Source organism: Heliorestis convoluta (assembly GCF_009649955.1).
In the GTDB taxonomy this organism is placed as follows: domain Bacteria; phylum Bacillota; class Desulfitobacteriia; order Heliobacteriales; family Heliobacteriaceae; genus Heliorestis; species Heliorestis convoluta.
On sequence record NZ_CP045875.1, the window covers coordinates 1,434,665 to 1,461,212 of the forward strand.

Genomic DNA, 26,548 nt, shown 5'->3' on the forward strand with positions numbered 1-26,548 from the left:
TTCGCCTCCCAGGTTACTTATAATAAGCAATCGGACTAGCCTGCTAGGTCCCCACTACACAATCGAACGCTTTTTCAAATATTGCACCACTTGATCTACACTCTCATCTAAACTAAAACGATCCGTCTCAATAGTAAGAGCAGGCGCCGTCGGCTCTTCATAAGGCGAGCTAATACCTGTAAAAAAGGGAATCTTGCCAGCACGTGCTTTTTGATAAAGACCTTTCGGATCTCGTCGTTCACACTCTTCCAAAGAGCATTTTACATAGATTTCAATAAACTCTTCCTCCGCTACAAGCTGGCGAACCTGGTCCCGATCTTCACGAAAAGGTGAGATAAAAGCCGTTAAAACCACAATCCCAGCATCAACAAAAAGCTTAGACACTTCACCAATACGACGGATATTTTCCTGACGATCTTGATCAGAAAAGCCTAAATCTTTGTTCAGACCGTGACGTACATTATCACCATCTAGAAGATAGCTATGAACTTTCTTTTCATACAGCTTGCGCTCCACAGCATTGGCCAACGTCGATTTGCCCGAACCAGACAACCCGGTAAACCATAAGATAGCGCTTTTATGACCTTTTTGTTTTTGTCTCTCGTCCTTAGAAAGGACCGTTTCATGCCAAAATATATTATTCATTACAAAAACCTCCTCCGTTAATAACCCAACTGCCTACCAACAGCCTATTTACGAACCCCATGCCCATTCGGGTACAAACAAAGAGCAAAATTAACTATCGCTAATTACCTTGGGGGTACTTTACCTAGGGGCCAGGTCATCACGCTTTCCTCCGCTCTGGACTGGTCCCACGCTGTTACCGCCAGCAAAGCTGGCGACAGCTGAGGTCCCAAGTCCCGCTACGGAAAGCGTGATGCCCAGTCCCAGAGGTTTTTTTGCTGATTGTTACTCCCCTTGGCATTGCTTTGTGTAAATTTCTGCTATATACGTAACTGCCTGTATTTTTCAATAAGCCATTTGGTTATTCACAGCCAGCAAGATGTACCTGGGTCAGGACTTATTCATTCCTGGAGAGAGGACTTCAGACCTCAGCCATCGGCAGCTTTGCTGCCGCTCATGGCGTGGGATGAGTCCGTTCGGAAGGAATGAATAAGTCCTGACCCCACCACAGGGTATCTATTTCGTGCTATATCCCCCCACCTTGATCATGAATCGCCCGTCTCTCCTGCTGAATCGACTTCGCCAAACTAATAGCACCGACAGTAGCAATAAAAAGACTTGCCAAGACGAGTAAAGTATAATAATCGGCTTTGATAAAAAGCTGAATAAAACCGTAAGAAAGAACCAGAGACAGCAGAGGCGAAACAACCCAAACTTTAAGAATTTGCTTAATAATCCCTTTTTGCCAGAGCATAAAACCTTGACGCGCTGTTCCGATGCCCATAATCCCTGAGGTAGTCACTTGCGTCAGAGGTACAGGCAAACCGAAAATGGAAGCAATAATAACAAGGCCGCCGCCCGTAAAAGATACAGCACTCCCTTGAAGCAGCGTTAGATTGGTAATGCGCTTGCCATTTGTTTCGAGCACTCTTCCTCCCATTAAAAGAGCACCGACGGCAACGAAAAGTCCACCGTAGAGAACGCCATTGTTCACATCTATCATACCAGCTCCAACGAGGGGACCAACGGCGTTGGCCACGTTGTTCATTCCGGCTGCGAAGGCTTCTAAGGTGCCTGCTGTAATGAGCAAGATGACGAGGGGCTTTTTCCACTTGCCTTCCCCTTTGAGCTGGGGCCAACGCTTTTCCATTTTCAGAACGAATTTGCCAAAAAAGTAAGACAACGAAAAAGCCACGATGGGCGTTATTACCCAGAAAGAGACAATCAAAGCGAGCTTGTCGTAATAGAGAGCTTGAAAAGCAATCCCTGCACCCACTATAGAGCCTACGACAACTTCACTCGTTGACAAAGGGATGGCCATAAGATTGGCAATAAACAAAGTTAAGCAGGCAGCAGCCAAAATAATAACGACCAATTCTACCGTTACAATGGAAGAGGGAATGATGCCAGAGCCGATGGTGCGAACAACTTCACCACCGGCTAAAGCACCCAGGAAAACAGCAATGGCTACTACGAGTAGGGCTGTTCTTTTTTTCAATGCGCCGCTTCCATAAGCGGGGCCCATGGACGCAGCCGTTCCACTCGCGCCAATATTCATGGCGAAAAAGAAGGCTACGGCAAAGGCAATATAGATAAGCATGGGCTGTCACCTGCTTTTTATCAATCTACGCTAGCAATCCACTTTTCTATCATAGAAGAGGCAGTCTTACTAGAAATCAATCTTTCTCCTGCAAGCCTTTAATCAAGACTTGAGCCACTTCGGCTCTTGTAAATTCTGGTGGCGGTACAATGCCCTGATGTAGCATCTCGCGAACTTTAGTCCCTGAAAGCGTTAGATGATGTTCTTTCCCGTGGGGGCAAGTCTTCGAAGAGGCCATGTTACCGCATTTTTTGCAGAAAAAGGTGTGTTCAAAAAATAAAGGTCGAATGCCCAGTTCATGGCTGTTGAAATTTTTGAAAATTTCCTGGGCTTCATAGGTGCCATAGTAGTTGCCCACACCGGCATGATCCCGTCCTACAATAAAGTGTGTGCAGCCATAATTTTTACGTACTAAGGCATGAAAGACAGCTTCTCGCGGTCCGGCGTAGCGCATGGCCGCTGGGAAAAAGGCCATGAAGACACGATCCTGGGGATAGTAGTTTTCTAGAAGTACTTGATAGCTTTCTGTTCTGATTTCTGCAGAAATATCATCAGACTTGGTCTCACCAACCAGTGGATTGAGAAACAATCCATCAACAATCTCTAACGCTGCTTTTTGAATATATTCATGGGCTCGATGAACAGGGTTGCGTGTCTGAAAGCCCACAATCCGCTCCCAGTTGCGACGAGCAAATTCCGCTCTTGTCTCGGCTGGCGTGAGATAGAACTGTTGAAACTTTTGACGCTGTAAGGGCTGAAGTACAACAACATCACCGGCTAGGTAGATATCGCCTCGCTCGAAAAGCCTTTTCACACCGGGATGGTCTAGATCAGTTGTCTTATAGGCCTGGTAGGCTTCTTCTTTTTTGTCAGGACGAAACTTTTCTTCTACCGCTAGCACACCGTAGACATCACCCTGGTAGGTAAGCTTCACTTTGCTGCCCAGAGGAATCTTTTGGGCCACTGCTTCTGTTACGGGTAGTGTAATGGGTAGAGGCCAGATGGAGCCGTTTTGTAAACGCATAGACTGAAGAACTTGATTGTAATCTTGCTGATTCATAAAGCCACGCAAAGGACTATAACCACCGTTACCGAGTAGCTCCAAATCAGAAAGAGCATAAAAATCAATTTCTACCGCTTCTGTAAGGGCACTTATGTCGTAGGTTGGGTTAAGCAGATTCACAAGTTCCGATTTTTTAGACAAGGTCATATAGGACACTCCTTTTTATCTTTTTGCTATATAGCCACTTTATCAAGATCAAAGCACGTCACGAGGAACCCTCCTTATTCAGGACACCTTATCGGTGTAGGCCACACTCTGTCTTACTTTGACCGGCCCAACGACCGGCTCGGCTATCGCCATCTTCATCAACAGGCGCTGTACAAGGTGCACAGCCTATACTAGGATAGCGTTGATCATGTAGTTCGTTATAAGGCAACTGGTGCAAGCGGATATACATCCACACTTCCTCCCAGGTCCAATGAATGAGAGGGCATACTTTGACTTTGCCAAATCGATTGTCTGGATTGATAAACTGAATATGTTGCCTTGTCTGGCTTTGTTCTCGGCGCAAGCCTGAAAGCCAGGCGCTATAGTTATGCAGCGCTTTCTCTAAAGGAACCATCTTGCGAATCTGGCAACAGCGGTCCGGCTCTTTCTTCCAAAGTTCAGGACTTTCTTTTTGAGCTTGTTCTTGCAGTGTTATCGTTGCTTTTACCATTTCAATCTTCAGTTCAGGGTAACGAGCTTTCACTGCATCAATAAGTTGATACGTTTCTGGAAAATGCAAGTCTGTATCAATAAAAATAAGCTCAGCTTTGGGATTGACTTTGCTAATGAGATCAATGAGAACCATTGCTTCAGCACCAAAGCTACAAGCATAGACTAGGTCCTTACCCCAACGTTCGTAGGCCCAGCGAAGAACGAACACTGTGTCTTGTTCGGCCAGAGACTGGTTCAATGATTCGTAATCTTCTGTAGTGAGATTTTGATAAGAAAGTTGCTTCTCCATGGGAACACCTCCACGCTATCTGTATAGACAAAAAAGCGCCATTGACACTTCTTTATGTCACTGGCGCCTCTAGTATTTCTAGTCGGCACAATTGAGAATATGTTCCTTTTACCTGAACTCACTTTAGCCTGATTTTTTCATTCTTTTCTAGTTGAATAACTTGCCCATCTTGCACCACCAGGGTGATGGTGCCATAGCGAAGGGAGGCGAGCATCTTTTCAAGATGTTGATACAATAAGCTGTCAGGAGCCTCCTTCAGTTGTCCTTGCTCTTTGCTTGTGACGGCTTTTTTGATCATCCGGCATGCCTCCAGTTCCTTATTTTTAATCCCGAGTATTCATATCGGTTTTCCTATGTTTAATCTTATTGTAGCGACTGGGCTTTCTGCTGTCAACGGGTCTTCGTGAAAAAAACTAGAAAAAGTGCAAAAAAAAAAGACAAGGTCTTTTCCTCTGAATAAGATCAGAGGAAAAGACCTTGTCAAATACCTGATTCCGTTGGGGCTACTTTATACAGGCCTGGTCATCACGCTGTCACAACCAGCAAAATCTACCTGCCCCCACCACAAGATATTGTCGCACTAATTATTCTACTTCTTCAATTGTAACCTTCGTCATTCTATCGCCTCGACGAATATCATCAACAACCTCAAGCCCTTCTACAACACGACCAAATACCGTATGATTGCCATCTAGGTGTGGCTGGGGGCTGTGGCAGACAAAGAATTGACTGCCTCCTGTATCACGGCCTGCATGAGCCATGGAGAGGGATCCACGCATATGCTTATTCGGGTTGTTCTGAACTTCGCAGGGAATGGTATATCCAGGTCCACCAGAACCTGTTCCATTGGGGCAACCACCCTGAATAACGAAGTCAGGAATCACACGGTGAAAGGTTAAGCCATCGTAATAGCCTTCCTTAATCAGCTTTTCAAAGTTGGCCACTGTGCCAGGGGCGTCTTTTTCATAGAGTTCAACTACCATAGTTCCTTTTTCTGTCTCAATGATTGCTTTTTTCACTTGAAGGCCTCCAAATCTCCGAAAGTAGTAATCTTACAAGAAAGATTCCATTGCTTAGTATAGCACGATAGAAGCAGAATCAAAAATTTTTATCAGTAGAGGGATATAGTTCCTCCTGCAGGGCAGAGAAAGTATGCTTGTCTATCCTTTTTCGACCTCTTATCTTCTTGTAGGGCCTTTGGTATTGCCTTTTTTCTTGCTATTTTTCTTTTTGCCACGCTTGCGGGCCTCTTTGCCAGGGGACGATCTCATGCCTATTTTCTTCTGTGCTTCTTCATCGCCTTGTTCGGCTGCCTTTCTATACCACTGCAGCGCTTCTTCTGGCGATGCTATCGTGCCAATGCCTTCTTCAAGCATAAAAGCTAGGTTGAATTGGCTGTCTACATGACCTTGTTCTGCGGCTTGGCGATACCAATGCAGCGCTTCTTGATCGTTTTTTTCGACGCCTTCGCCGATAGAAAGCATCATAGCCAATTGGAATTGTCCTTCAGCATGGCCTTGCTCTGCAGCTTTCCGAAACCAGCCTAAAGCTTTTTGTCCATCCGCTTCTACAGTAGTGCCTTCCGCGTAAATTTCGCCTAGTCGAACCTGGGCCTCTACCACGCCTTGGCCAGCGGCGGCTTCGTACCAACGCAGTGCTTCTGCGTCATTCTGAGAGACACCCCAGCCATCTTCATACATCGTAGCTAGAGCCAATTGGGCCATGCTGTGGCCTTGTTGGGCTGCTTTTTCGTACCAGCGAAAAGCTTCTTTGCCACTTTCTCGTAGGCCTCGTCCTTCTTCGAAGCATTGGGCTAGGTGGTACTGTGCTTCGGCATCGCCTGATTCAGCTTGTTCTTGTATATAAGGTAGCGATAGTTTTTCATGAGACTTTTCTTTTTCATCTTTTGCTTCTATTTCTACTTTGTCATCTATCATCGTTGCTAGGCCTCTCTTTTCTTAGAATACCGACTAGAGCCATTCTAGCCGATCTACGCACTATCTGACTGGTACAAGGGGAGATAAATCGTTACTTCTGTCCCTTTATTCTTCCCTTCGCTGTAAAGTTCTATTGTTCCTTCTAATTTATGAATCGTTAATTGGCACAAAGCAAGTCCCATGCCCAGACCACTGTACCTGCGACTTGCTGTACCATCAACTTGAACAAACTTTTGAAAAAGTCGCTTTTGTTCTTCTGGTTCAATGCCAATTCCCGTATCGGTGATGACAAAGGCGATATGGTTGTCTCTTTTTTCTGCTTTAATTGTGATCGTACCTGAAGATGTAAACTTGATTGCATTTTGCAATACATGCATAAGCACGCGAAGTACTTTTTCGTAATCTGTTTCCAGTCGTAGTTTTTCCACTTGAGGTTCCACAACAACAGTCAAGCCTTTCTGTATCGGCTGACTTTCTACATAGTTATGAAGAGCATCCATGAGTAGTTCTACATCTACAAGGGCTTTCTCAAAGCTTTCTGTGCCTGATTCCATTTTGGCTAGGGTTAAGATATTGGTAATGATCGTAAGTAATTCTTGGCCGTTTTTTTCGATTATATCAACGAATTCTACCAGTTGTTGTGAATCTTCAAATTCTCCGTCTTTGATTAACTGAGAAAAGCCAATCACAGCATTGAGGGGCGTCCGTAATTCATGAGAAATATTGGATAGAAATTCATTTTTCAGTTGTTCAGTTTGCAGTAGCTTTTCATTCAGTTTTTCAAGATGTTGGGCATGAAGTTTTAACGCTTCATTCTGTTCTACAATAATCCTTTCTTGCTCTTTTCTTTCTGTAATATCATGCTTCACACCAAGAAAATGGGTCGTTACACCTCGATCATTCTTAATGGGTGTGACCAATACTTCTTCCCAATAGAGTGTGCCATCTTTCTTTTTATTTAAAATTTCACCGCTCCAATCTTGGCCGGAACGTATTGTTTTCCACATTTCGCGATATTGTTCTTCTGGTGTTTCTCCCGATTGGAAAATCTTAGGGTTGTTACCAATCACTTCGTGACTATCATAGCCCGTCAGTTGAAAGCATTGATCGTTGGCATATTCTATGGTACCTTGCTGATCTGTAATTAACAAAGTATTAGAAGATTGCCGTACTGCTTCTGAGAGCTTGCGCAGTTGATCGTTACAATAGATTCGTTCAGTCACATCGCGGACAATGCCTTCCACGCCAATGGTCTTTCCTTGAGCATCACGAAGCGGTACAGCTCGTAAGCTAAGCCAGATCCACTTGTCTTCTCTATTCTTGCAACGATAGTAATGGGTTTTATGGTTGGGGTGTTCTATGTATTTTTTGAATTGTTCCTGATCTTCTGGGTGAATGCGTTCATAGAGCAATTCTGGATAGGCATAACATTCTTTGGCTTTATAACCCAAGATTCGCTCCACAGCAGGACTGATAAATTGCAAAGTTAAAGTAGGGTAAAAAAGATAGCGGAAAATAATATCTTCTGCATTTTCCGCCAACAGACGAAGGGAATCTTCTGAGAAAAGGAGGGCATTTTTCATAGTTTCTATCTTTTCCGTATAATATTGAATCATGAAAAAGAGCATCAGACCTGTCGTAATAACAAAGAAAAGCCCTTTGTATATTTCAACAGTGGGAAAGTCTTTACTATCTAAGAACAGCTTTATGACGAGTATATCGGTTGTCACAATCCAAAATGAAGCAGCAATAAGGTAAGCAAGAGTAACCTTGAGTGACAATTTCTTCACTGTAGAGGAAAATTGTTCTTTTTTGATACCATTCAGAAGAATTCACTCCTTTATGAAAACCGTGAAATCATGTACATTTATTATTTTATCAGTTTACACAAAAATATCATGAGAAAATTGTCCGAAGGTGTCGAAAAAACCTTAATTATACTTTTCTCATACAAAGATTTTCACGACCTTCTCTGTACAAAAAGGATTCTCTAAGCTTTTGTTGAATTGGTAAAAAAAATCAATGCCCTTCCAAATTGAAAGTAGGTGCCTTTGATGACAAAGAACAGGATGATAGAAGAGTTTAAGATAGCGTTGCTGTCTATGAATCATTTGTACTCAAGAGAACTATTACAAGGGTGGGTGCGCCAATTTACAGCTATGGAGGTCATTGAGGAGCTTATCGTTCCTGTGATGCATGAGATTGGTATAGGCTTTGAAGAAGGTGAAGTCGCCCTCTCCCAAGTCTATATGACCTCTCGCCTTTGTGAAGAGCTGGTTCAAGAACTGCTACCTGTCGCGAAAGTAGAGTACAAAAAAGAACCTCGGCTCGGTATTGCTGTCATTGCTGATCAACATTTGTTAGGCAAACGTATTGTTGCAGCAACACTGCGCGGAGCAGGGTATTATGTCCATGATTATGGCGGCGGCCTTCTTCCAGAAGAATTGGCCCAGAAAGTTATGGACGATCGAATCGATATCTTGCTTCTATCATCACTCATGCTACATTCGGCTTTACGGATTAAAGAAGTCAAGGCAGAGCTTCTACGAATGAACTATTCCATACCGATTGTTGTCGGCGGTGCTCCTTTTACCTTTGACTCGCTTTTATGGCAAAAAGTTGGTGCAGATAGTATGGCAAAAACAGCCAGCGACGCCTTGATGCTGGTGAAAAAATGGGAAAAGGAGATGAGCATGCATGGATAAAATGACTTCCTTAGAACGTGTCTTATGCGCTCTCGGTCATCGTGAGGCAGATCGCGTTCCTGTTTTTCTTTTGTTAACCATGCATGGTGCCAAAGAGCTGGGTTTAACGATAGAAGAATATTTTTCCCGACCGGACTATGTGGCAGAAGGACAATTGCGTATGCAGGCTCGTTACGGCCACGACTGTTTCTACGCCTTTTACTATGCGGCCTTAGAGTGCGAAGCTTTTGGCAGCGCTACCTTCTTCGTAGAAGACGGTCCGCCGAATGTTAAGGAGCCTTTCTTAACGAGAGAAAAGATTGATACCCTTAGCGTTCCTTCTGTTGTAGAGAGTAAACCACTGACTCGTGTATTAGAAACGATTGCCCTTCTGAAGGAAAAATCAGATGGCACCATTCCCATTATTGGCGTGGTTATATCACCCTTTTCTTTACCTATTATGCAAATGGGCTTTGAAGCCTATCTGAATCTTCTCTGGGAAGATCAAGAGCGCTTTCACCGTCTCATGGCGATCAACGAAGCTTTTGCTTTTTCCTGGGGGCAAGCACAGCTTGATGCTGGCGCGACGGCTCTTTGTTATTTTGATCCTTTTAGCTCTTCTTCTATGATTCCACGTGAGACCTTCTTACAGACAGGCTATCCCATTGCTTGCCGTATGCTCAAGCAGTGGCAAGCACCCGTGGCTATACATATGGCTTCAGGACGTTGTATGCCTATTGTTGATAAGTTGTTAGAGACAGGTACGGGTGCTATCGGCGTCAGTGTTCTTGAAGACTTGGGTCAATTAAAAGAAGCATGTCGTCACCAAGCCACTGTGTTTGGCAACTTAAATGGTCTTGCCATGTGCAATTGGACTTTGCAAGAGACTGAAGAAGCGGTTCGCCGCGCCCTTGCCCAAGCAGCGCCTGGAGGCGGCTTTATTCTCAGCGACAATCATGGTGAAATCCCTTGGTATGTGTCTGATGATACACTGATGACAATTATGGAAACAGTAAGAAAATGGGGACGTTATCCGATAAATTGGATTGGAACTGACGAAGATGGACGATGAAACAAAAGAAAGCGTTACTAAGATAAAGTATTGGTTCTGTCGACAATTGCAAAGAGAAGTTGAGAAAGTTGCAGCTGAAGAAGGTCTGCTGCCGATACAGCAAAACTTTTTCGCCCCTATTTGTCATCTTACCAAAGATAAAAGGAAAACTCCATTTCCCGTCTCTGCTCTTTCTACAGAAAAAAACATTGTTCTCTGCGGTCACTGTTATCGTCTTCTTTCTAGGAAAGAAGACGATACTGATTTATCGAAGCTAGAATTTTTCTCCCTAGACAACTGCTTTTATCTTTTTGCAAACCCATCGATCATTGATCATTTCATTGATCAGGGACAATTTTTGCTTTTGCCAGCCTGGCTGGATCGCTGGGAAAGATATTTGCAAGCATGGGGATTTGATCAGACCGGTGCTCGTCTTTTCTTTCAAGAGTCTGTGAAAGGATTCTTGCTATTGGACACTTTCTGTTATCCCAATAGCAAAGAAAAAGCCCAAGAGCTGTCCCACTACATTGGCCTACCCTGCGAAATTATACCTGTAGGCTTGGACTATCTACGTCTTCATGTCAAGAATCTGTTATTGCAGCAACAGCAGGTGCTCGAACGCAATAAAGCGATGAAGCGAATCGCTCAAGCCAATCGTAAATCAAGTGACTATGCCATGGCACTTGATATTCTTATGAACACAAGGTCCTTTATGACGGAAAAAGAAGCAACGCAGCATTTAGAAGATCTTTTTCGTTTGCTCTTTGCTGCTGATACAGTTCATTATCACGATTGGTGCTATTTGTCAGCGAAGAACAGTGGCTATTTTTTAGAAGAAGATTCGAAGGGTTTTTACTTTCACCTTACCTATCGCCAAGAAGTATTAGGTACAATGGAAGTGAAAAACCTACCTTTTTCTTCTTATCTTCAAGATTATCTGAATCTAGCAATTTCACTATCTGGTGTATGTGGCCTCACTATCGCCAATGCTCAAAAGTTTGAGCGGATTAAAGAAGTAGAGAAATCTCTGCGCCATGCAAAAAAACAAGCCGAGCAAGCCAGCGAAGCAAAAAGTTCCTTCCTCGCCAATATGAGCCATGAAATTCGTACACCCCTGCATGGGATTTTTGGCATACTAGAGGTTTTGCAAGATTCACAACTTGGGAAAGAGCAGAAAGAACTTTTACAGTTGGTTCAAAATTCAGCCAAAGTATTGCTTACGATTCTTAATGATGTACTGGATCTATCAAAAATTGAAGCGAAAAAGATTGTTCTTGAGTACAAACCTCTTGACGTAAAACAGTTGCTACAAGAAGTAAAAGCACTGCTATCCTATTCCTACCAATCGAAATCTCTTCTGTTTCATATCCATGTAGACTCTGCTGTACCTACCGAGATGCTTGTTGATCCTGCTCGCTTACGTCAAGTTCTTTACAATTTGACGAGCAATGCCATTAAATTTACGGAAGAAGGTACCATAGAACTGACTGTAGATCTTGTTGATTGCCAAGATTCATCTCTAACGGAAAAGGGCCGCTTTACCAAGAAGTTTTCTTCCTATGTTCGCTTTCAAATTCGTGACACCGGTATTGGTATCGCGCCTGAGAAGATACCTTATCTTTTTGAAGCATTTACACAAGCCGATAGTTCTATTACACGGAAATACGGTGGCACAGGACTGGGCCTTACCATTTCGAAAGAGTTTGTCACATTAATGGGTGGTGAAATGGGTGTGGAAAGCGAAGTGGAGAAAGGTTCTCTTTTCTGGTTTACCATACCCCTAGTATCATCGTCACACCTTTCTTCTCGGGAGGACGAAGAGGACCGGGACGATAAGGAGGATAGTGCGATAAGCGCTGCTGCCCTTTCTTCTACTGAGGATGGGCTCTCTATAACAGAAGTTTATCCCTTGCTCGTAGTAGATGATAATCCGGTGAACCGCAAATTGACACATCTACAATTGTCAAAGCTTGGTTATACACAAATAGCCGATGCAAGCAATGGAGAAGAAGCCGTAGAGAAAGTGTCTCGTGACCGTTATTCTCTCATCCTTATGGATCTACAAATGCCGGAATTGGATGGGTATGAAGCGACGCGGTTGATCCGACAAGATGAGCAAGCAAGGGAGCTCTCGCCTGTCCCTATCGTTGCCATGACAGCCCATGCCATGGAAGACGAACAGAGCCGTTGTCTAGAAGTAGGGATGAACGATTTTATTACCAAGCCTGTGAATTTAGAGACTCTAGAGAAGGTGCTACAGAAATGGCTGTCTAGAGCGACAAAAACTTGATTGTTAGAGTTCTGTGAAAGAAGACCTTTGCCTATGACCGGTAAGGGTCTTTTGTGTTTATAAAACCATGCCATAGAAGCAAAAAAAGCTTTCCGTTCCTGCGGAGAGCTTTTCATGAGCTTATATTCGTACTTAGCGAGCAATAACGATATGGGAGTTCTCAATTTCTTTCAAGTCAAGCTTTTTATTAACAGCACCATTTTTTAAGGTAAAGACAACTGGGCGGTTGGGTAATGCATCGTTTTGAGAAACGACAATGGCATTTTCTCCTGTTGATAGTTTGACGATCATACCGTTAGAGTAAAGGGTTACTGAATCCTGAAATAATTTTATTATCCTAGGATCAAATTGCTTGCCCGATCCTTGCACAACATACTCATAGGCTTCTAAAGAGCTCCAAGCTGGACGTTGAGGACGTTCTGAAGTTAGAGCATCATAAACATCGGCGACAGCACTAATTCTTCCAAATAAGTGAATATCATTTTTTGAGACAGCCCTGGGATAGCCTGATCCATTAAATCGTTCTTGGTGTTGTAAAGCTACATGAGCAGCGAGTACTGCATTGCATGTCTTAATTAAGTCATATCCTATTTTGGAGTGTTGCTTGATCTTTTCATATTCCTCTTTCGTAAGAGGTCCTGGCTTATTCAAGATTTCTTTATCTATCTCTAGCTTCCCTACATCATGAAGAATGGCACCGATTCCAAGATTGCGAAGGGTGTCTACATTCATCCCTAACTTAATGCCAATGGCTAAAGAGATGGCCGCTACAGACAGACTATGGGTATAGGTGTATTCATCGTAATGTTTAATCATTTGTATATCGAGCATAATATTGCGATTCTTCAGCATATCATAAATAATGCTTTCTACAGTGCCTTCTATTTCTTTAAGGCAAAAGTTCTTTTTCAAACCTACATTATTCAAAGTTTTCCTGATATCGGTAATTGAAAACTGAACCGTTTCTTGAGAAATTGCATTTTCCACACTCACCAATTCTAGGCCTGGTGTTTCAATGCAGATATAGTCGACTCCCATTCTTTTTAAGCGATCTACATATTTGGATGTTAATTTGACACCCTTCCCAAGAAGTACGCTTCCTTTTTCATCAAGAATAGGAAGAGCGAGAACACAGCCATCTTCAACCATTTTAAGGGGAATTCTTTGCAACGCTTTTGGCATCAGTGATTACACCTCTCTCTTAATCTACTAGTGTATAGGAGTAAGGTGTTACATGTGTAGAACTTTTCCTGTTAATCTTTATTCGTTATGAAGAATATATTTCCTGCTATTTTAGGGTGGCATGGGGGGTTAACACTCAGCCCAGTGTGGCCGTTCACCCTCTCAGGCCGGCTACCGATCGTCGCCATGGTAGGCTTTTACTCCACCATCTAGCTAATCGGACGCGGACCCATCTATTAGCGGATTGCTCCTTTGGTTGTCCCATGATGCCATAGAACAACTTTATGCGGTATTAGCTCTCCTTTCGGAAAGTTATCCCCCTCTTATAGGTAGGTTATCCACGCGTTACTCACCCGTTCGCCACTAAGTCTTGGAATAGCAAGCTATCCCTTAACTCCGTTCGACTTGCATGTGTTAGGCATGCCGCCAGCGTTCGTCCTGAGCCAGGATCAAACTCTCCAAAAAATTATGGGTGAGCCTGATAAAGCTCTTAATTGACTTTTTTTGATAACTTTTGTATTTATAATGAAGGTTTCGAAAAACCATCACCGAATCTGCAAAAGCTCTCAGAATTGATTGGTTTGTCGTAAGCCCGAAAGCTTCGACATTTTCGCACGCTTGACTTGTTTACAACTGTTTGATTTTCAAGGACCGGTTTGTTTTGCCCTCTTGTTGGGCGGAAATACATAGTATCATGTTTGTCATCGTTTTGTCTACTGGTTCTTTTTGGCAACTCCGCCGTTAAAACAAAGCTTACCAAATCGTCCATTCTAAGTGCTGTAAGTGTTGGTTCTGATGCTACATTAATTAAAGTAGCAATGGAGCGGAAGACGAGATTCGAACTCGCGACCCTCGCCTTGGCAAGGCGATGCTCTACCACTGAGCCACTTCCGCAAGTGGTGCGGTCGAGAGGACTTGAACCTCCACGGTTGCCCGCTGGAACCTAAATCCAGTGCGTCTGCCAATTCCGCCACGACCGCAAATAAAATTGTATAGTAAAGATGGAGCCAGCGACAGGAATTGAACCCGCAACCTACTGATTACAAGTCAGTTGCTCTACCGATTGAGCTACGCTGGCAAACAAGATGGCGGAGTGGGAGGGATTTGAACCCTCGCTGGACTTACGCCCACTAACGGTTTAGCAAACCGTCCTCTTCAGCCGCTTGAGTACCACTCCATATAAATGGCGGAGCTGACGGGATTCGAACCCGCGGTCTCCTGCGTGACAGGCAGGCATGTTAGGCCTCTACACCACAGCTCCATTTTTTGGTGGGCGATGACAGGATCGAACTGCCGACCCCCTGCTTGTAAGGCAGGTGCTCTCCCAGCTGAGCTAATCGCCCTAAATAATTGGTGACCCGTAGGGGATTCGAACCCCTGTTACCGCCGTGAAAGGGCGGTGTCTTAGACCACTTGACCAACGGGCCCTACATGGTGATCCATGCTGGACTCGAACCAGCGACACCCTGATTAAAAGTCAGGTGCTCTACCAACTGAGCTAATGGATCTTATATGGCTGGGGAGGCTGGATTCGAACCAACGAATGGCGGAGTCAAAGTCCGCTGCCTTACCACTTGGCTACACCCCAAAAATTGGTGGAGGGAGAAGGATTCGAACCTTCGAAGCTTACGCGGCAGATTTACAGTCTGCTCCCTTTGGCCACTCGGGAATCCCTCCAAGGAAGATGGTGCCTCGAGGCGGAATCGAACCACCGACACGAGGATTTTCAGTCCTCTGCTCTACCGACTGAGCTATCGAGGCATACTAAATGGTGGACGATGACGGAATCGAACCGCCGACCCCTTGCATGTCAAGCAAGTACTCTAACCAGCTGAGCTAATCGTCCAGTGTTTTTTTGGTAGCGGTGGTAGGATTTGAACCTACGACCCTACGGGTATGAACCGTATGCTCTGACCAACTGAGCTACACCGCCAAATACCGTGGTGCCGAAGGCCGGGGTCGAACCGGCACGAAGTTTCCCTCACTGGTTTTTGAGACCAGCGCGTCTGCCAATTCCGCCACTTCGGCATATTACATATAGCTGTTATATAATTGGAGGCGGCACCCAGATTCGAACTGGGGAATAAAGGTTTTGCAGACCTCTGCCTTACCACTTGGCTATGCCGCCATGGGGTGGCTGATGGGACTTGAACCCACGAGTGCCGGAGCCACAATCCGGTGCGTTAACCACTTCGCCACAACCACCATAATATAATTTCTTAGAACTCTAACTTTAAAGTGGCGCGCTTGGAGAGATTCGAACTCCCGACCGACCGCTTAGAAGGCGGTTGCTCTATCCGACTGAGCTACAAGCGCCTATGGAGCGGGTGATGGGAATCGAACCCACGTAGCTAGCTTGGAAGGCTAGAGCTTTACCATTAAGCTACACCCGCATTTTTAAGAGATATGGTCGGGGTGACACGACTTGAACGTGCGGCCTCCTGCTCCCAAGGCAGGCGCTCCACCAAACTGAGCTACACCCCGATTCTTCTATGGCGGAGAAAGAGGGATTCGAACCCTCGAGACGGTTTTGCCGCCTACACGATTTCCAATCGTGCGCCTTCGACCAACTCGGCCATCTCTCCTGATAAATTGGTTGCGGGGACAGGACTTGAACCTGTGACCTTCGGGTTATGAGCCCGACGAGCTGCCAGCTGCTCCACCCCGCGTCATTATGGCTCCTCGAGTAGGACTCGAACCTACAACCTACCGGTTAACAGCCGGTTGCTCTACCGATTGAGCTATCGAGGAATATTGTTTTAGCTCAATGATTCTTTTCAGAGTATATTCCTGAAAACTACACAGAGAAATAATAGCGATGTAAAGAGTAGGTTAAGTCCTCGACCGATTCGTACTCGTCAACTACACGCCTCACGACGCTTCCATCTCGAGCCGATCAACCAGGTCATCTTCCTGGGTCTTACCTACTTACGTAGTGGGAAGTCTCATCTTTGGGTCGGCTTCGCGCTTAGATGCTTTCAGCGCTTATCCGGTCCCGACTTGGCTACCCACTTCCCACTACGTAAGTAGGTAAGACCCCAGGAAGATGACCTGGTTGATCGGCTCGAGATGGAAGCGCTGTGAGGCGTGTAGTTGACGAGTACGAATCGGTCGAGGACTTAACCTACTCTATTACATCGCAAATTGCTTGGGGATTAAACCCCGCGGAAACTCAGAAACAATTCTGACAATTCGCGGTTACGTTAAAACCCTTCTCTGTGTAGCTTTCAAGGAATAAGTGAAGACCTTGTTGTTCGTGATAACAGCAAGGTCTTTTTGTTTGTGCATCATTACTTTATAAAACGACTTTGCCACCACTGAGGTACCCAGAAAAATCCTTTTAATTTTGATTATCATTCTGCGGAACATAGAATAGAATAGACAGGGAATCAAAGGAATTTGTCGAAGTTACATTTTATAAATGCTATGTTATTTCTTTTGCAACGACCACAAAGACTAGTCTTGTTTTTTAATGATTTCTACAAGGAGGTTCCTTTGAAAGAAATGGATGCAATTGATAGCTTAGTCTCTAATGGACAGCGAGCTTTAGAACAGTTTTTAGACCTTGATCAAGACCAAGTAGACCGTATCGTTCATGCCATGGCCATGGCGGGATTAGAACAGCGAATGCCTTTGGCCAAGCTGGCCTATGAAGAAACAGGCCGTGGTGTCTATGAAGACAAGATTATCAAAAATACCTTTGCCACGGAATCAGTTTATCACAGCATTAAGTATCACAAGACTGTTGGCGTAATCGGTGTCAATGAATTTGACGATTATGAAGAAGTTGCTGAACCGGTCGGGGTGATAGCTGCGCTTACGCCAGTGACCAACCCTACTGCTACAACCTTATTTAAGTCTCTCATTGCCATGAAGACTAGAAATCCAATTATTTTTTCTTTTCACCCATCAGCTCAGAAGAGCAGTGCTGCTGCTGCGAAAGTCGTTCGAGATGCAGCCATTGAGGCAGGGGCGCCAGAACATTGTATTCAGTGGATAGAAAAGCCTTCTATAGAAGCAACCAATGGACTCATGAAGCATCCAGGCGTTAATTTAATTCTAGCGACAGGCGGAGCGAGCATGGTCTTGGCTGCATATAGCTGTGGCAAACCTGCCCTCGGTGTTGGGCCCGGCAATGTACCTTGTTATATTGAAAAGACTGCCAATTTGCGCCGGGCCGTAACAGATCTGATTATGTCTAAGACTTTTGATAACGGCATGATCTGCGCTTCTGAACAAGCTGTAATCGTTGATCAAGCCATTGCCAGAGACTTTGAAAAGCTAATGAAAGAAAACAACTGCTATTTTCTATCGGAAGATGAAGCGTCTCTCTTAGAAAAAATGGCGCTTAACGAAGAAAAGTGTTCTATCAATGCAAATATTGTTGGCAAATCAGCCTACCAAATTGCCGAGATGGCAGGCTTTTCTGTACCAGAAGGAACAAAAATTCTATTAGCGTCTCTAGAAGGAGTTGGACCGAATTATCCTCTTTCGAGGGAAAAGTTAAGTCCCATTCTGGCTTATTATATTGCAAACAATGCTGGCGAAGGTATTGATCGAGCCGAAGAAATGGTTCGCTTTGGAGGGATGGGTCATTCGGCTGTTATCCATTCCGAAAATCCAGAAGTGGTGCATGCTTTTTCTCGACGCATTAAGACAGGGCGCCTCATTGTTAATGCACCAGCAAGCCAAGGTGCCATCGGAGAAATTTACAATGCCAATACACCTTCATTAACCTTAGGGTGTGGAACTTTTGGCGGGAACTCCACATCCGCCAATGTGTCAGTGGTGAATTTAATTAACAAAAAAAGGGTGGCAAAGCGGCGAGAAAAAATGCAATGGTTTAAAATACCTGAACGAATCTACTTTCAATTTGGTGCCATTGGCTATCTAGAAAAAATGCCTGATATACAAAGAGCCTTTATCGTAACCGATCCAGTTATGATGGAACAAGGTTATGTCGCTCGCGCACTTCATTACTTGCGGAAACGTCATGACTACGTGAATAGTAAAATTTTTTCCGAAGTAGAGCCCGATCCTTCTGTGGATACAGTGATGCGTGGTTGTCGCATGATGAATGAGTTTCAACCGGATGTCATCATCGCTTTAGGTGGTGGTTCTGTTATGGATGCTGCCAAAGGCATGTGGCTTTTTTATGAACATCCTAACACGGACTTCGCTGCCTTACGGTTGAATTTTATGGATATCCGTAAGAGAGTCTATAAGTTTCCCAAGCTTGGTTCTAAAGCAAGATTTGTTGCCGTTCCGACTACATCAGGAACGGGATCAGAAGTGACTTCTTTTGCCGTTATTACAGATAAAGAGAAAAACATCAAATATCCCTTGGCTGATTATGAACTGACGCCTGATGTGGCCATTATTGATCCCGAATTCGTCATGACAGTGCCACCAAAAGTCACCGTTGACACGGGGATGGATGTATTAACCCATGCCGTAGAAGCTTATGTATCCGTCTTAGCATCTGATTATACCGATGCTTTGGCTATAAAAGCCATCCAGATGGTATTTGAATACCTGCCTCGGGCTTATAGGAATGGAGGAGACAGACAAGCTCGTGAGAAAATGCATAACGCTTCTTGCATTGCTGGTATGGCCTTCACAAACGCTTTTCTTGGTGTCAATCACAGTATAGCTCACCAGTTAGGTGCCGCTTTCCACATTCCACACGGTCGAGCCAATGCCATTTTACTTCCTCATACGATTGCTTATAACGCTCGTCGTCCTACCAAATTTACTTCCTTTCCCAATTATGAATCTTATGTAGCGGACCAGCGTTATGCAGAAATTGCTCGCATGATTGGTTTGCAAGCCAATTCTGTAGAAGAAGGTGTGCAATCTCTGATTAAGGCTGTGCGTCAGTTGATGCGAGAATTGGAGATGCCTTTATCGATTGCCCAGTGCGGTGTGGAAAAGCAAAGATTCCTGCATATGGTACCGGAGCTGGCCGAGCGAGCCTTCGATGATCAGACGACAACGGCCAATCCAAGGATGCCGCTTGTTAGTGAAATTCAGGAAATACTGCTTCGGGCTTATGAAGATTGAATAGAAGATCGATAGAAAAATGTCACTTAAAGTAAAGGCTCGTTGTGATGTAGTTCTGAGTAATTCAAGGAATCATAAAAAGGGAGACTTAGGGAGGCTTTGACCTCCCTTTTTTATGTTGCAATACGAACATAAAAGAATTTTTTTGTCGACAAAGGACAATTATAACAATAGTAAGGATATAAAATCTGAAAGCAAAGAAGTCCCTTTAAGAAAAATGTAGGAGGAAATCTGAGATGTCATTAATCGGCACTGAGGTAAAACCATTTAAAACGCAAGCTTATCACAACGGAAATTTTATAGAAGTTACAGAAGAAGATTTTAAGGGTAAGTGGAGTATCCTTTGCTTTTATCCTGCCGACTTTACTTTCGTATGTCCAACAGAACTAGAGGATTTACAGAATCATTATGAGGATTTGAAGAAGCTTGGCGTTGAAGTTTATTCTGTTTCAACAGACACTCATTTTACACACAAAGCGTGGCACGACAGTTCAAAAGCGATTGGAAAGATTACGTATATTATGATTGGAGATCCGTCACATACGCTATCTAGAAACTTTGACGTATTAATCGAATCTTCTGGCCTTGCTGATCGCGGCACATTCATAATTGATCCTGATGGTGTCGTGCAAGGCGTTGAAATTAATGCAGGTGGAATTGGTCGAGATGCAAGTACTCTTGTCAACAAAATCAAGGCAGCACAATATGTTCGAAGCAATCCTGGTGAAGTTTGTCCAGCGAAATGGCAAGAAGGAGCCGCTACACTGAAGCCAAGTCTTGATCTCGTAGGCAAGATTTAAGGATCACCATCATGCAACTAGACGCTGAAATTAAGGAACAACTTGGTCAATACCTAGAGTTGCTGGAGAACAACGTGCTCATCAAGGTGAGTGCTGGCTCTGATAATGTATCGAAGGACATGATGGCTCTACTTGATGAAATCGCCAACATGTCACCAAAAATTACGGTAGAGAAAACAGCGTTAGCAAGAACGCCAAGCTTTAGTGTAAATCCTATCGGTGAAGATAGTGGTGTAACTTTTGCAGGAATTCCTTTAGGGCATGAATTCACTTCACTGGTATTAGCTTTGCTGCAAGTGAGTGGCAGACCTCCAAAGATTGATCAGAAATTAATAGAGCAAATTAAAAGGATCCAAGGGGAATACCATTTTGAAACGTACATCAGCCTAGAGTGCCACAACTGTCCAGAAGTTGTACAAGCTCTAAACGTAATGAGTATTTTCAATAAGGGTATTACCCACACCATGATAGACGGTGCTACCTTTAGAGATGAAGTAGAAAAAAATAACATCATGGCTGTACCAACCATTTATCGTAATGGTGAGTATTTCAGCAGTGGTCGGATGACACTTGAAGAAATTCTTGCTAAGATGGGCAATATTGTGGATGTTTCAGATTTTGATAGGAAAGAGCCCTTTGATGTGCTTGTTGTTGGAGGTGGGCCTGCCGGAGTTAGCGCAGCGATTTATGCAGCACGTAAAGGCATTCGCACAGGCATTGTGGCAGAACGCTTCGGTGGCCAGGTCATGGACACCATGAGCATTGAGAACTTTATCAGTGTAAAATATACAGAAGGGCCCAAATTAGCAGCTAGCTTTAGGGAACACGTCGAAAATTATGATATTGATGTGATGAATCTACAACGGGCACGTAGCTTAGAGAAAAAGGAATTCATCGAGATTACACTTGAAAATGGTGCTGTTTTAAAGAGTAAGACGGTCATCATAGCTACGGGCGCTCGTTGGAGAGATTTAGGCGTACCAGGAGAAGCTGAATTCAAGAACAAAGGTGTAGCCTACTGCCCTCACTGTGACGGGCCTATATTTAAAGGAAAAGACGTAGCAGTCATTGGCGGTGGTAATTCTGGCATTGAAGCGGCCATTGATCTTGCAGGCATTGTAAAACATGTAACTGTGCTTGAGTTCATGCCAGAGTTGAAAGCCGATGCAGTGCTTCAAGAGCGTCTATACAGTTTGTCCAATGTCGCTGTTCTTAAAAATGTGCAAGTAAAAGAAATTACCGGTACAGATAAAGTGAATGGTCTTACCTATTTGGAGCGAGAACCAGGAACGGTTAAGCATATTGATTTGCAGGGCCTATTCATCCAGATAGGGTTGTTGCCAAATACAGATTGGTTAGGCGATAAAGTGGAACGGAATCGTATCGGTGAAATCATCGTTGATAGCTATGGTGCTACCAACCTTCCCGGTCTATTTGCTGCGGGAGATTGTACCAACAGCCCCTATAAACAAATTGTTATTTCTATGGGCTCAGGCGCCAATGCGGCCTTAAGTGCATTTGATTATTTAATAAGAAACTAATTTCGGAAACTACAAATTAATTCTTCAGCAGAAAAGTCAGAATAAAGACTAATCAATAAATAAAAAATAGATTGTGTAACTTTTAAGGAATAAGTGAAAGCCTTGCTGTTCGCGTTAACAGCAAGGCTTTCACTTATTCCTTGACATGACTGCTAGGCCGTCTCTAAAGACCGCTTACAAGTTTGAAGCTTTTCATAAAACGAAACCATCAAGATAGCATAAAGCTATTTTTTAATAAGGCTGACCTTATCAATAGTCGCTAAAAAATAGAATCAAGATTTTGCCTATGCTACTGGCTTATCGGTTAGACTTTTGTCAAAAAGATTGATCGGATGAAACTGCTTAGTTCGAAGTAAACGTAAGAAAAATTTTCATTTTTGCAGGATTTTGCAAGACAATGTATAGAAATATATTCAAGAGCCTCTTGGCCTTTTTACGCCACTTCTTTGTTTATCCATATACATTTTTGTCAAGCTGAAAGGAATTAATCATGACACTTGCCATCTATATATTATGGAACGTCATTGCTTTTTTTCTCGTTGGCTATGATAAAAGACAAGCTCAAAAAGGGGGCCAGCGCATTCAAGAAAAGACTTTCTTTTATGATGCTTTTTTCCTTGGTGCCGCTGGCGTTCTTTTTGGGCTTTACTTTTTTCACCACAAGACAAAGCATCGATCATTTGTGATCATCATACCTTTGTTGTTACTTTGGAATCTAGCTGTACTTTATTATTTATGGATACAAGGGGTATTGTTCTAGCTTACAATTATGATACAAGACCTTTTATCTAGAGGGAAAATTCCGCATACCGAATTCCTTGCGGATCAACTCTTTCTAAAGCAACTAGCTCTCTTTCAGTCGGTGCTGCTGCAATCGCGAAGTCAGCACTTTTTAACAGTTCAAATTCTGTTTTATCTGCAACTTCCTCCCAAGATACATTGGCACGAAGACGCCATACTTTTAAGAGACCATCTTCTTTGGAAAAAATACAAAGAGGCGTTACCACTTTATCGACTCGCCCTGAGGCCGTACGAAAAGAAAGATCTTTAACAAAAGATCGACGATCGTGTTTGGTTCGCCACAGAATAACACGTTGTGCCGTTGGCATAATGACGGCACTACCGGCGCCACCGGGCAAGCGTACTTTAGGTTGATCAAAATCACCGATAACACTCATATTAATGTCGCCGTGGATATCTATTTGTACGCCACTAAGAAAAGCAGTATTTAATTGACCACGAGCAGACAAATCAAAAATCTCTGCTAAAGAAAAATAGCTAGTAGCGCCTTCAGTTAGTTTTGGATGGACTGTCGATTCTTTCAGGCTTGAAGGCTCTGCGTTAACAGCGCCAGCAATACTCAGATATACCAGGTTGGGAGCATCTAATGCGCGGGCTAAAAGAATGGATACCATTGGTAGTGGTGATGCCAAACCATGAAAAACAATTTCACCATTACGTAACAAACGAGCCATCGAAAGAGCCATCCAGTCGGCTTGTTGGCGTAACTCAGTCATTACTTCACCTCCTCGAGGTACTCGGGCAAATCTTTCGATTGCAAGGAAAGATAGTGTCGAATGGCATGGCTATCGTAATCGTACTCACCAAAGCAACTACCTGGAAATGCGCCTTTGGGACTTTCGACGACGGAATGCACAAGAAAGCCTGGAATATGTACAGCATCGGGTTTTTTTTGAAAACAACTGCTTTTTACAATTCTTTCTGTCGTTATGATTACAGCACGAGCTGCTCGGCTCATTAGTAGATCTTCGTAATGAGGCCCAATAATAGAAGCGTTGCCTTCTAAATCAGCTTCCTGTGCATGAATGATAGCCCAATCAGGGCGCAGACGTTGAACAAGTACGACTTCTTTACCACTGCCGAAAGGATCTTTTTGCACCAAAAAGTTACGAACACGAAGCAAATCACTTTTGCCTAATGAGGCAAATGGCATAAAAGGGATTCCGAAAGCCGCTGCCCTCAAGCCTGCAATAACCGTGTAACAAGCATGTTCAAGTGCTTGTACAGTTCCAGCTTCGACAGCTGCGCGATAATTTTGTGCTAAACCAAACTCACTTTCAAAACCAACAAAGCCTGCATGAACAGCTTTTACAGATTGACTCAAACATAATAAATCCACATCATAGGCACCGGCTGTTTTGATTAAAGTCAGCTTTTTTTTCTTCTGTCTAGCCAGCTCTCTGACAAAAGAGCCAGGAAAGCGGTGAATACTGTTGCCTCCGAGCGCAATTGATTGTCCATCTTGAATGAGCTGACCGGCGCTGCTCAGATCGATTTGCTTGTTTATCATAAAAAACCTCCCTTTTCTTTACTAAGCACAAATCCACCTTGAAGAGAATGTATTCTAGGATACCCCTCCTAAACCTTCTTTTGGAAAAAACATATAGAATAAAAAATATCAATAAAAAACTTTTCTATTGGAAAAAAAAGATGGTTGCATTTTGAATACAGTTATGTGATAATACTTCTTGTCGCCGCGAGCAAGCGCCGACAGAAAACGACAAAAAACGCTTTTCAGTAAGCCTTTGGTCCTTGAAAATCAAACAGTTGTAAACAAGTCAAGCGTGCGAAAATGTCGAAGCTTTTGGGCTTACGACAAACCAATCAATTCTGAGAACTTTTGCAGATTCGGTGATGGTTTTTCGAAACCTTCATTATAAACACAAAAGTTATCAAAAAGAAGTCAAGTAAGAGCTTTATCAGGCTCACCCATATATAAGGAATGCAAAGGAAGTTCACTGCTGACGCCATTTATGGCGCAGCGAACTCCAAAACATCCTTTTTTGGAGAGTTTGATCCTGGCTCAGGACGAACGCTGGCGGCATGCCTAACACATGCAAGTCGAACGGAGCTTCAAAGTAGCTTGCTACTTTGTGCAGCGCTGGGTAGCCAAGTCGGGACCGGATAAGCGCTGAAAGCATCTAAGCGCGAAGCCGACCCAAAGATGAGACTTCCCACTACGTAAGTAGGTAAGACCCCAGGAAGATGACCTGGTTGATCGGCTCGAGATGGAAGCGCTGTGAGGCGTGTAGTTGACGAGTACGAATCGGTCGAGGACTTGACCTGAATATTACATTGTAGTATAATACTCTGGTAACTCTGAGTTAACGCTTTCTTCTCTGTGCAGTTTTCAGGGAATAAACCCTAGAAAATCTCATTTGAGATAGCAATATTCCTCGATAGCTCAATCGGTAGAGCAACCGGCTGTTAACCGGTAGGTTGTAGGTTCGAGTCCTACTCGAGGAGCCATAATGACGCGGGGTGGAGCAGCTGGCAGCTCGTCGGGCTCATAACCCGAAGGTCACAGGTTCAAGTCCTGTCCCCGCAACCAATTTATCAGGAGAGATGGCCGAGTTGGTCGAAGGCGCACGATTGGAAATCGTGTAGGCGGCAAAACCGTCTCGAGGGTTCGAATCCCTCTCTCTCCGCCATAGAAGAATCGGGGTGTAGCTCAGTTTGGTGGAGCGCCTGCCTTGGGAGCAGGAGGCCGCACGTTCAAGTCGTGTCACCCCGACCATTTTTCTTAAAAATGCGGGTGTAGCTTAATGGTAAAGCTCTAGCCTTCCAAGCTAGCTACGTGGGTTCGATTCCCATCACCCGCTCCATAGGCGCCTGTAGCTCAGTTGGATAGAGCAACCGCCTTCTAAGCGGTCGGTCGGGAGTTCGAATCTCTCCAGGCGCGCCACTTTTCAGTTGGCGTTCTAAAGAAAATATATTATGGTGGTTGTGGCGAAGTGGTTAACGCACCGGATTGTGGCTCCGGCACTCGTGGGTTCAAGTCCCATCAGCCACCCCATGGCGGCATAGCCAAGTGGTAAGGCAGAGGTCTGCAAAACCTTTACTCCCCAGTTCGAATCTGGGTGCCGCCTCCAATTATATAACAGTTATATGTAATATGCCGAAGTGGCGGAATTGGCAGACGCGCTGGTCTCAAAAACCTGTGAGGGAAACTTCGTGCCGGTTCGACCCCGGCCTTCGGCACCACAGTATTTGGCGGTGTAGCTCAGTTGGTCAGAGCATACGGTTCATACCCGTAGGGTCGTAGGTTCAAATCCTACCACCGCTACCAAAAACACTGGACGATTAGCTCAGCTGGTTAGAGTACTTGCTTGACATGCAAGGGGTCGGCGGTTCGATTCCGTCATCGTCCACCATTTAGTATGCCTCGATAGCTCAGTCGGTAGAGCAGAGGACTGAAAATCCTCGTGTCGGTGGTTCGATTCCGCCTCGAGGCACCATCTTCCCTGGAGGGATTCCCGAGTGGCCAAAGGGAGCAGACTGTAAATCTGCCGCGTAAGCTTCGAAGGTTCGAATCCTTCTCCCTCCACCATTTTTTGGGGTGTAGCCAAGTGGTAAGGCAGCGGACTTTGACTCCGCCATTCGTTGGTTCGAATCCAGCCTCCCCAGCCATATAAGATCCATTAGCTCAGTTGGTAGAGCACCTGACTTTTAATCAGGGTGTCGCTGGTTCGAGTCCAGCATGGATCACCATGTAGGGCCCGTTGGTCAAGTGGTCTAAGACACCGCCCTTTCACGGCGGTAACAGGGGTTCGAATCCCCTACGGGTCACCAAAATATTGGGCGATTAGCTCAGCTGGGAGAGCACCTGCCTTACAAGCAGGGGGTCGGCAGTTCGATCCTGTCATCGCCCACCAAAAAAATGGAGCTGTGGTGTAGAGGCCTAACATGCCTGCCTGTCACGCAGGAGACCGCGGGTTCGAATCCCGTCAGCTCCGCCATTTA

18 protein-coding genes, 40 tRNA genes and 3 other annotated features are annotated in these 26,548 nt (G+C 44.3%); of the genes, 25 read left to right on the plus strand and 33 right to left on the minus strand.

All coding sequences use genetic code 11. The features are described 5' to 3' along the window. Nucleotides 1-54: 54 nt before the first annotated feature. The 8 genes from cysC to FTV88_RS06630 form a co-directional block, all read right to left on the minus strand. Nucleotides 55-645, minus strand: a complete 591-nt coding sequence (gene cysC, locus FTV88_RS06595; RefSeq protein WP_153724947.1) for an adenylyl-sulfate kinase — start codon at nt 643-645, stop codon at nt 55-57. Nucleotides 646-1,150: 505 nt separating this feature from the next. Next, on the minus strand, nt 1,151-2,224 hold the full coding sequence (cysP, locus tag FTV88_RS06600; protein ID WP_153724948.1) for a sulfate permease: 1,074 nt from the start codon (nt 2,222-2,224) through the stop codon (nt 1,151-1,153). Between the two features lie 76 nt (nt 2,225-2,300). Beyond that, on the minus strand, nt 2,301-3,434 hold the full coding sequence (sat, locus tag FTV88_RS06605; protein ID WP_207707926.1) for a sulfate adenylyltransferase: 1,134 nt from the start codon (nt 3,432-3,434) through the stop codon (nt 2,301-2,303). Between the two features lie 88 nt (nt 3,435-3,522). Beyond that, on the minus strand, nt 3,523-4,236 hold the full coding sequence (locus tag FTV88_RS06610) for a phosphoadenylyl-sulfate reductase (RefSeq protein WP_153724949.1): 714 nt from the start codon (nt 4,234-4,236) through the stop codon (nt 3,523-3,525). 118 nt (nt 4,237-4,354) lie between these two features. Beyond that, entirely contained in the window at nt 4,355-4,534 is a 180-nt protein-coding gene (locus FTV88_RS06615) for a YezD family protein (RefSeq protein ID WP_153724950.1), read from the minus strand. Between the two features lie 286 nt (nt 4,535-4,820). Then, the gene (locus FTV88_RS06620) at nt 4,821-5,255 is read right to left on the minus strand and encodes a peptidylprolyl isomerase (RefSeq protein ID WP_153724951.1); all 435 of its coding nucleotides are present in this window, start codon (nt 5,253-5,255) and stop codon (nt 4,821-4,823) included. Nucleotides 5,256-5,414: 159 nt separating this feature from the next. Next, the gene (locus tag FTV88_RS06625; RefSeq protein WP_153724952.1) at nt 5,415-6,173 is read right to left on the minus strand and encodes a tetratricopeptide repeat protein; all 759 of its coding nucleotides are present in this window, start codon (nt 6,171-6,173) and stop codon (nt 5,415-5,417) included. Nucleotides 6,174-6,226: 53 nt separating this feature from the next. After that, nucleotides 6,227-7,963, minus strand: a complete 1,737-nt coding sequence (locus FTV88_RS06630) for a sensor histidine kinase (RefSeq protein ID WP_153724953.1) — start codon at nt 7,961-7,963, stop codon at nt 6,227-6,229. A gap of 264 nt (nt 7,964-8,227) precedes the next feature. Between FTV88_RS06630 and FTV88_RS06635 the strand changes: the two genes are divergently transcribed. Genes FTV88_RS06635 through FTV88_RS06645 form a run of 3 tightly spaced genes read left to right on the plus strand, consistent with a single transcriptional unit; the run spans nt 8,228 to nt 12,198 of the window. Beyond that, a complete protein-coding gene (locus FTV88_RS06635) occupies nt 8,228-8,878 on the plus strand; it encodes a cobalamin B12-binding domain-containing protein (RefSeq protein WP_153724954.1) in 651 nt (216 codons plus the stop codon). Further along, entirely contained in the window at nt 8,871-9,929 is a 1,059-nt protein-coding gene (locus tag FTV88_RS06640; protein WP_153724955.1) for a uroporphyrinogen decarboxylase family protein, read from the plus strand. The genes FTV88_RS06635 and FTV88_RS06640 overlap by 8 nt, the downstream gene beginning before the upstream one ends. After that, nucleotides 9,919-12,198, plus strand: a complete 2,280-nt coding sequence (locus FTV88_RS06645; RefSeq protein ID WP_162007933.1) for a response regulator — start codon at nt 9,919-9,921, stop codon at nt 12,196-12,198. The genes FTV88_RS06640 and FTV88_RS06645 overlap by 11 nt, the downstream gene beginning before the upstream one ends. 132 nt (nt 12,199-12,330) lie before the next feature. Here FTV88_RS06645 and FTV88_RS06650 read toward each other — a convergent pair whose 3' ends face one another. The 23 genes from FTV88_RS06650 to FTV88_RS06760 form a co-directional block, all read right to left on the minus strand. Then, nucleotides 12,331-13,380 carry an HD-GYP domain-containing protein gene (locus tag FTV88_RS06650; protein ID WP_153724957.1) on the minus strand — a complete coding sequence of 350 codons (1,050 nt, stop codon included), beginning with the start codon at nt 13,378-13,380 and terminating at the stop codon, nt 12,331-12,333. Nucleotides 13,381-13,417: 37 nt separating this feature from the next. After that, nucleotides 13,418-13,837 (minus strand) — a sequence feature (16S ribosomal RNA rRNA prediction is too short). Between the two features lie 362 nt (nt 13,838-14,199). Next, a tRNA-Gly gene (locus tag FTV88_RS06655) sits at nt 14,200-14,274 on the minus strand. A 3-nt stretch (nt 14,275-14,277) separates the two neighbouring features. Next, a tRNA-Leu gene (locus tag FTV88_RS06660) sits at nt 14,278-14,360 on the minus strand. 22 nt (nt 14,361-14,382) lie between these two features. Continuing rightward, nucleotides 14,383-14,458, minus strand: a tRNA-Thr gene (locus FTV88_RS06665). A gap of 8 nt (nt 14,459-14,466) precedes the next feature. Further along, nucleotides 14,467-14,557, minus strand: a tRNA-Ser gene (locus tag FTV88_RS06670). A 7-nt stretch (nt 14,558-14,564) separates the two neighbouring features. Next, nucleotides 14,565-14,641: transfer RNA gene (locus FTV88_RS06675), tRNA-Asp, on the minus strand. A gap of 6 nt (nt 14,642-14,647) precedes the next feature. After that, nucleotides 14,648-14,723 (minus strand) — tRNA-Val (locus FTV88_RS06680). Between the two features lie 8 nt (nt 14,724-14,731). Then, nucleotides 14,732-14,807, minus strand: a tRNA-Glu gene (locus FTV88_RS06685). Between the two features lie 5 nt (nt 14,808-14,812). Next, nucleotides 14,813-14,888: transfer RNA gene (locus tag FTV88_RS06690), tRNA-Lys, on the minus strand. A 5-nt stretch (nt 14,889-14,893) separates the two neighbouring features. Further along, nucleotides 14,894-14,968, minus strand: a tRNA-Gln gene (locus FTV88_RS06695). A 5-nt stretch (nt 14,969-14,973) separates the two neighbouring features. Then, a tRNA-Tyr gene (locus FTV88_RS06700) sits at nt 14,974-15,057 on the minus strand. An 8-nt stretch (nt 15,058-15,065) separates the two neighbouring features. Then, a tRNA-Phe gene (locus tag FTV88_RS06705) sits at nt 15,066-15,141 on the minus strand. An 8-nt stretch (nt 15,142-15,149) separates the two neighbouring features. Next, a tRNA-Val gene (locus tag FTV88_RS06710) sits at nt 15,150-15,226 on the minus strand. A 10-nt stretch (nt 15,227-15,236) separates the two neighbouring features. Then, nucleotides 15,237-15,313 (minus strand) — tRNA-Met (locus tag FTV88_RS06715). An 8-nt stretch (nt 15,314-15,321) separates the two neighbouring features. Further along, nucleotides 15,322-15,408, minus strand: a tRNA-Leu gene (locus tag FTV88_RS06720). Between the two features lie 25 nt (nt 15,409-15,433). Continuing rightward, a tRNA-Cys gene (locus FTV88_RS06725) sits at nt 15,434-15,508 on the minus strand. Nucleotide 15,509: 1 nt separating this feature from the next. Next, nucleotides 15,510-15,585: transfer RNA gene (locus FTV88_RS06730), tRNA-His, on the minus strand. A gap of 34 nt (nt 15,586-15,619) precedes the next feature. Further along, nucleotides 15,620-15,696 (minus strand) — tRNA-Arg (locus tag FTV88_RS06735). A gap of 3 nt (nt 15,697-15,699) precedes the next feature. Continuing rightward, nucleotides 15,700-15,773, minus strand: a tRNA-Gly gene (locus tag FTV88_RS06740). Between the two features lie 14 nt (nt 15,774-15,787). Beyond that, a tRNA-Pro gene (locus FTV88_RS06745) sits at nt 15,788-15,864 on the minus strand. A 9-nt stretch (nt 15,865-15,873) separates the two neighbouring features. Next, nucleotides 15,874-15,965 (minus strand) — tRNA-Ser (locus tag FTV88_RS06750). A gap of 8 nt (nt 15,966-15,973) precedes the next feature. After that, nucleotides 15,974-16,049 (minus strand) — tRNA-Met (locus FTV88_RS06755). A 6-nt stretch (nt 16,050-16,055) separates the two neighbouring features. Next, nucleotides 16,056-16,131, minus strand: a tRNA-Asn gene (locus FTV88_RS06760). Between the two features lie 89 nt (nt 16,132-16,220). Beyond that, nucleotides 16,221-16,472, minus strand: a sequence feature (23S ribosomal RNA rRNA prediction is too short). Nucleotides 16,473-16,806: 334 nt separating this feature from the next. Here FTV88_RS06760 and adhE point away from each other — a divergent pair. From adhE to FTV88_RS06780, 4 genes are all read left to right on the plus strand, one after another. Next, entirely contained in the window at nt 16,807-19,443 is a 2,637-nt protein-coding gene (gene adhE, locus FTV88_RS06765) for a bifunctional acetaldehyde-CoA/alcohol dehydrogenase (RefSeq protein ID WP_153724958.1), read from the plus strand. Between the two features lie 236 nt (nt 19,444-19,679). Next, nucleotides 19,680-20,243 carry an alkyl hydroperoxide reductase subunit C gene (ahpC, locus tag FTV88_RS06770; RefSeq protein WP_153724959.1) on the plus strand — a complete coding sequence of 188 codons (564 nt, stop codon included), beginning with the start codon at nt 19,680-19,682 and terminating at the stop codon, nt 20,241-20,243. 11 nt (nt 20,244-20,254) lie between these two features. After that, nucleotides 20,255-21,784: an alkyl hydroperoxide reductase subunit F gene (ahpF, locus tag FTV88_RS06775; protein WP_153724960.1), complete on the plus strand. Its 1,530-nt coding sequence runs from the start codon at nt 20,255-20,257 to the stop codon at nt 21,782-21,784. Nucleotides 21,785-22,274: 490 nt separating this feature from the next. Continuing rightward, complete coding sequence (locus FTV88_RS06780; RefSeq protein WP_153724961.1) at nt 22,275-22,544, plus strand: DUF1294 domain-containing protein; 270 nt, start codon at nt 22,275-22,277, stop codon at nt 22,542-22,544. Between the two features lie 28 nt (nt 22,545-22,572). Here the strand turns inward: FTV88_RS06780 and FTV88_RS06785 are convergent, their stop codons facing one another. Both FTV88_RS06785 and FTV88_RS06790 read right to left on the minus strand, forming a co-directional pair. After that, nucleotides 22,573-23,301 carry a CoA-transferase subunit beta gene (locus FTV88_RS06785; RefSeq protein WP_153724962.1) on the minus strand — a complete coding sequence of 243 codons (729 nt, stop codon included), beginning with the start codon at nt 23,299-23,301 and terminating at the stop codon, nt 22,573-22,575. Continuing rightward, a complete protein-coding gene (locus FTV88_RS06790; RefSeq protein ID WP_153724963.1) occupies nt 23,301-24,095 on the minus strand; it encodes a CoA transferase subunit A in 795 nt (264 codons plus the stop codon). The genes FTV88_RS06785 and FTV88_RS06790 overlap by 1 nt, the downstream gene beginning before the upstream one ends. Nucleotides 24,096-24,589: 494 nt before the next feature. Next, nucleotides 24,590-24,859: a sequence feature (23S ribosomal RNA rRNA prediction is too short), on the plus strand. 119 nt (nt 24,860-24,978) lie between these two features. Here FTV88_RS06790 and FTV88_RS06795 point away from each other — a divergent pair. From FTV88_RS06795 to FTV88_RS06880, 18 genes are all read left to right on the plus strand, one after another. After that, nucleotides 24,979-25,054 (plus strand) — tRNA-Asn (locus FTV88_RS06795). A 6-nt stretch (nt 25,055-25,060) separates the two neighbouring features. Then, nucleotides 25,061-25,136, plus strand: a tRNA-Met gene (locus tag FTV88_RS06800). 8 nt (nt 25,137-25,144) lie between these two features. Continuing rightward, nucleotides 25,145-25,236 (plus strand) — tRNA-Ser (locus tag FTV88_RS06805). A gap of 9 nt (nt 25,237-25,245) precedes the next feature. Then, nucleotides 25,246-25,322 (plus strand) — tRNA-Pro (locus FTV88_RS06810). A 14-nt stretch (nt 25,323-25,336) separates the two neighbouring features. Then, nucleotides 25,337-25,410: transfer RNA gene (locus FTV88_RS06815), tRNA-Gly, on the plus strand. Between the two features lie 3 nt (nt 25,411-25,413). Continuing rightward, nucleotides 25,414-25,490: transfer RNA gene (locus FTV88_RS06820), tRNA-Arg, on the plus strand. 35 nt (nt 25,491-25,525) lie between these two features. Beyond that, a tRNA-His gene (locus FTV88_RS06825) sits at nt 25,526-25,601 on the plus strand. 1 nt (nt 25,602) lies between these two features. Next, a tRNA-Cys gene (locus FTV88_RS06830) sits at nt 25,603-25,677 on the plus strand. Between the two features lie 25 nt (nt 25,678-25,702). Further along, nucleotides 25,703-25,789, plus strand: a tRNA-Leu gene (locus FTV88_RS06835). 8 nt (nt 25,790-25,797) lie between these two features. Continuing rightward, nucleotides 25,798-25,874: transfer RNA gene (locus tag FTV88_RS06840), tRNA-Met, on the plus strand. An 8-nt stretch (nt 25,875-25,882) separates the two neighbouring features. Beyond that, a tRNA-Val gene (locus FTV88_RS06845) sits at nt 25,883-25,959 on the plus strand. Nucleotides 25,960-25,967: 8 nt separating this feature from the next. Next, nucleotides 25,968-26,043, plus strand: a tRNA-Phe gene (locus FTV88_RS06850). Nucleotides 26,044-26,051: 8 nt separating this feature from the next. Further along, a tRNA-Tyr gene (locus FTV88_RS06855) sits at nt 26,052-26,135 on the plus strand. A gap of 5 nt (nt 26,136-26,140) precedes the next feature. Beyond that, nucleotides 26,141-26,215, plus strand: a tRNA-Gln gene (locus FTV88_RS06860). Between the two features lie 5 nt (nt 26,216-26,220). After that, nucleotides 26,221-26,296: transfer RNA gene (locus FTV88_RS06865), tRNA-Lys, on the plus strand. A 5-nt stretch (nt 26,297-26,301) separates the two neighbouring features. Continuing rightward, a tRNA-Glu gene (locus FTV88_RS06870) sits at nt 26,302-26,377 on the plus strand. 7 nt (nt 26,378-26,384) lie between these two features. After that, nucleotides 26,385-26,460: transfer RNA gene (locus FTV88_RS06875), tRNA-Val, on the plus strand. A gap of 7 nt (nt 26,461-26,467) precedes the next feature. Further along, a tRNA-Asp gene (locus FTV88_RS06880) sits at nt 26,468-26,544 on the plus strand. Nucleotides 26,545-26,548: the final 4 nt, after the last annotated feature.

Bases quoted from the DNA above. Each gene is read 5' to 3' on its own strand.
- FTV88_RS06615 (WP_153724950.1), bottom strand. From the start codon at position 4,534: ATGATCAAAAAAGCCGTCACAAGCAAAGAGCAAGGACAACTGAAGGAG.
- ahpF (WP_153724960.1), top strand. From the start codon at position 20,255: ATGCAACTAGACGCTGAAATTAAGGAACAACTTGGTCAATACCTAGAG.
- FTV88_RS06645 (WP_162007933.1), top strand. From the start codon at position 9,919: ATGGACGATGAAACAAAAGAAAGCGTTACTAAGATAAAGTATTGGTTC.
- cysP (WP_153724948.1), bottom strand. From the start codon at position 2,224: ATGCTTATCTATATTGCCTTTGCCGTAGCCTTCTTTTTCGCCATGAAT.
- FTV88_RS06635 (WP_153724954.1), top strand. From the start codon at position 8,228: ATGACAAAGAACAGGATGATAGAAGAGTTTAAGATAGCGTTGCTGTCT.
- sat (WP_207707926.1), bottom strand. From the start codon at position 3,434: ATGACCTTGTCTAAAAAATCGGAACTTGTGAATCTGCTTAACCCAACC.
- FTV88_RS06650 (WP_153724957.1), bottom strand. From the start codon at position 13,380: ATGCCAAAAGCGTTGCAAAGAATTCCCCTTAAAATGGTTGAAGATGGC.
- ahpC (WP_153724959.1), top strand. From the start codon at position 19,680: ATGTCATTAATCGGCACTGAGGTAAAACCATTTAAAACGCAAGCTTAT.
- cysC (WP_153724947.1), bottom strand. From the start codon at position 645: ATGAATAATATATTTTGGCATGAAACGGTCCTTTCTAAGGACGAGAGA.
- FTV88_RS06625 (WP_153724952.1), bottom strand. From the start codon at position 6,173: ATGATAGATGACAAAGTAGAAATAGAAGCAAAAGATGAAAAAGAAAAG.
- FTV88_RS06785 (WP_153724962.1), bottom strand. From the start codon at position 23,301: ATGACTGAGTTACGCCAACAAGCCGACTGGATGGCTCTTTCGATGGCT.
- FTV88_RS06780 (WP_153724961.1), top strand. From the start codon at position 22,275: ATGACACTTGCCATCTATATATTATGGAACGTCATTGCTTTTTTTCTC.
- FTV88_RS06640 (WP_153724955.1), top strand. From the start codon at position 8,871: ATGGATAAAATGACTTCCTTAGAACGTGTCTTATGCGCTCTCGGTCAT.
- FTV88_RS06610 (WP_153724949.1), bottom strand. From the start codon at position 4,236: ATGGAGAAGCAACTTTCTTATCAAAATCTCACTACAGAAGATTACGAA.
- adhE (WP_153724958.1), top strand. From the start codon at position 16,807: ATGTTATTTCTTTTGCAACGACCACAAAGACTAGTCTTGTTTTTTAAT.
- FTV88_RS06790 (WP_153724963.1), bottom strand. From the start codon at position 24,095: ATGATAAACAAGCAAATCGATCTGAGCAGCGCCGGTCAGCTCATTCAA.